General features: G+C 63.0%; 1 protein-coding gene and 1 pseudogene. Both read right to left on the bottom strand.

Annotation, left to right across the window (positions count from 1 at the left end):
* Window positions 1-475 precede the first annotated feature (475 nt).
* Window positions 476-784: a DUF6226 family protein gene (locus QRN11_RS22600; RefSeq protein WP_350224018.1), complete on the bottom strand. Its 309-nt coding sequence runs from the start codon at window positions 782-784 to the stop codon at window positions 476-478.
* 748 nt (window positions 785-1,532) lie between these two features.
* A pseudogene (locus QRN11_RS22680) lies at window positions 1,533-2,761 on the bottom strand (IS256 family transposase); the annotation flags it as partial.
* Window positions 2,762-2,877: the final 116 nt, after the last annotated feature.

Here is a 2,877-nt window from a genome sequence, read left to right as displayed (position 1 = left end):
TAGGTCGAGGCCCCAACCATCACGGTTGGGGCCTCCCACATTTAACACAACAAACTGTCCCTTTGAATCGGTCTAAGCAGCCGCGCCCAGCCCGCGGCAGCACCGCCGTCGAACACCACCCACGCTCACTCATGGCACCCATTCGACGGGCCCGCGCTCAGTTGTGGCCGCCGAACCGCCAACGCCGGCTCACTCATGGCCGCACCGCCATCGAACCCCAGGCCTAAATGCTGGCCAACGGTCAGGGACGCCATGCGCCGGCCAGGTTGCGTAGCGGGACTTCTGCATCCAGGATTCGGCGGGAGAAAGTAGGGCGCGGTCCGTCTTTCCCACTTTCAGTACCGGATCCGTCGTGCGCTGTCAGCGCATATCCGCTACACCGCTGTCTGCCTACTGGGTTGCGTGCGCCATGTTCACCAGCAACGACTGTGAGCACCGGGCGCTCCATCCGATGTGCTGTGGTCTCAGCCGGTTCCTAACATGCATCGCATGCGCACACGGGGAATGAAAGTCGTGCAGCGCTCCGGCGTGCACCGTGACATATGCGGTCAGTACAAACGTCAGTGGCGCAGCTCCGGGACGCCGCGGCGTTATCTTCACCGCCCGCAGCGCGTCTGGGGTGCCAGTAGCAGCTCCGCGGGTGCGCCGGGCCCTTATGGAATTCCACGTCGTACACAGCAGCCAGATGTTCAATCAGAGCAAGGGCCACGGAAGGAAGGCCGGCGAACCGCTCCGGGTGGCTGTCCACACCGTAAGAACCCGGGTCGGGCCACCAGCGCCCCATTTTTGTCCTCGGGGATATGGGTTCCGTCATCGTAAGTTATCGCCGGCAGTGGCGGCGGAGGGTCTTCCTGCCGCCGTGGAATCCGGGAGTGGATGCACCGGCGGTGTCTCGTCCGGTTCTTCCTGCGCCCGGTCTGCCACCACAGCAATGAGGCCTCGTACCGCTGCCTCATCCCCGCTGCGCAGTCCATCCAGCAGGCGATCGACCTCACTGCTCACTCCTGCCCCCAATAGGAGAATTCGTAGGCCATCCAGCGCGAGTCCGGCCTCTGCCCGGCAATAGTGTTGCCGGCAAATATGGCCGCAGCAGGCTTGAGCCTGGTGCCCCCTACAGATCGGAACCAAAAGGCCCGCAGAAAACAAAAGAGCCGGCCAGAATCAGCAGCCAGTTCTTCGGCCCGCACTCCTTGCGCGGCGCAAAATCCGACGAACTGTCCATAGCTTTCCACGTGCCTGCCCTCATGGGCAGGGACCGATCCGCGCACTTAGAGCGCACTGCGGCGTGCCATCGGAACCGGGAGCGCGGTTGGCTCCCCGTGGAACAATTCCTCTGCCGATCCCATGTCGCGATCCTGGTCCCAGAAGCAAGAGGAGTGTTCCTCAAAGCCGCGAGCGACCCCATGAGTGCCCCCCAGGTAGCAGTGACCGAAGTGGCGCCAACGGACAAGTTTTTCATCAGGCCGTTGGAGCCGCTTTGTGCGGAGACTGTCCGATAAACGGTGTGGGGGCAGACCGGTTTTCAATTTTGGTGTTTCTTCGAACCGGCCGACGAAGGTAACCGGGGACGCATCTAGTGCCGGTTTCGCCTCATCACCCGGCGTGCCCGGCCGCCGCCAGTTGGATCAAGAGATCTTGGTAACCAGGTACAGGCATTCCAGGGCCGCGGTTCCGTTCGGAAACTGCCGGGAGACCTTCACCGCCCTTCGGTATCGTTGCGTTGATCGACTCGATCGCGTCGAGGAGAGCACCTCGGATCTCCGCGTCGTACTCAAGGAACGGCACGAATCCAGCCCAGGAGGACTCGCAGAGCCGGACTATGGCCGGGTATCGCTGCCCCATTCGGCCGTGAACTCGGCGGACCGGTCCTTCGCCGCTTGCTCGCGCGGGGCCGTGTAAACGGCTTGAGTGCATTGATGACGCCGTCGCGGTGCTGGCGTCCGGCGTAGCGGAAGCTGTTGCGGATCCGGAGCACGATGTATTGCTGCAGGACAGTTCGCTCGCAGGTGGTGGTGATCGCCTCGGGCAGGCCCTTGAGCCCGTCGCAGATGGCGATCAACACATCTTCCACGCCCCGGTTCTTCAGCTCGGAAAATACCTGTAGCCAGAGCCCGGCATCCTCGCCACCGTCGCCGGCCGACATGCCCAGAATCTCCCGCTCCCCGTTGGTGGTGACCCTCATGGCGACGTAGAACGGGGTGTTGCGCACCTGCCCGTCACGGACCTTGGCTACGGCCGCGGCAATGAAGAACACCTGCTAGACCAGATCCAGAGGCGGGCAAACCAACCGGCCAGCACCCCGGCGGCCTTCTTCGTGATGCGGCAGATGGTGTCTTTAGAAACTCTGGCCCCGAAGACCTCTTCGAAGTGCGCGGCGATTTCCCCCGTGGTCAGCCCCGGGCAGGGAGCGAGAGCACGATCTGATTGGTGCCGTCCCAACGCCGTTTCCGTCTGGGCACGATTCCGCCTCGAGACGTCGCGGGCCCGGGGCGCCTCGATCCCGATTCGAACGATCTCGGTCAGCACGGGTTTATGTCCTGGTGTCGTTGCGCATCTTGGCTGCGTTCGGTGTCTGGCCATGCTCGTGCCCGAAGCGCTCGGTCATCTCGGTTCCAGCGTGGACTTCCAACACAGTCCTCGTTCGCTGCTTCAGCAGCCCACCCGAGCGCACCAGGTTCAAACCCTGCTCCGTGGCTTGCGCGAGCAACCGTGACAACCGCTCCGCGAGCTCCTTCTGAACGATGATCTCTCCCGTTCCGATATTGCGTTGTGGCTTCTAGCATCCGCCTGCGGGAGCCGCCGTAGTGTGAGGCAGTGCATATTGGCTATTGGTGGGCGTTTTGGGGTCTTTGGGGCGTTGATGGGCCTGTAATTCCT

Source organism: Pseudarthrobacter sp. fls2-241-R2A-168 (assembly GCF_030209335.1).
GTDB lineage: Bacteria > Actinomycetota > Actinomycetes > Actinomycetales > Micrococcaceae > Arthrobacter.
The sequence above is the reverse complement of the archived record's forward strand: the minus strand, read 5'-3'. Positions and strand labels throughout refer to the sequence as shown.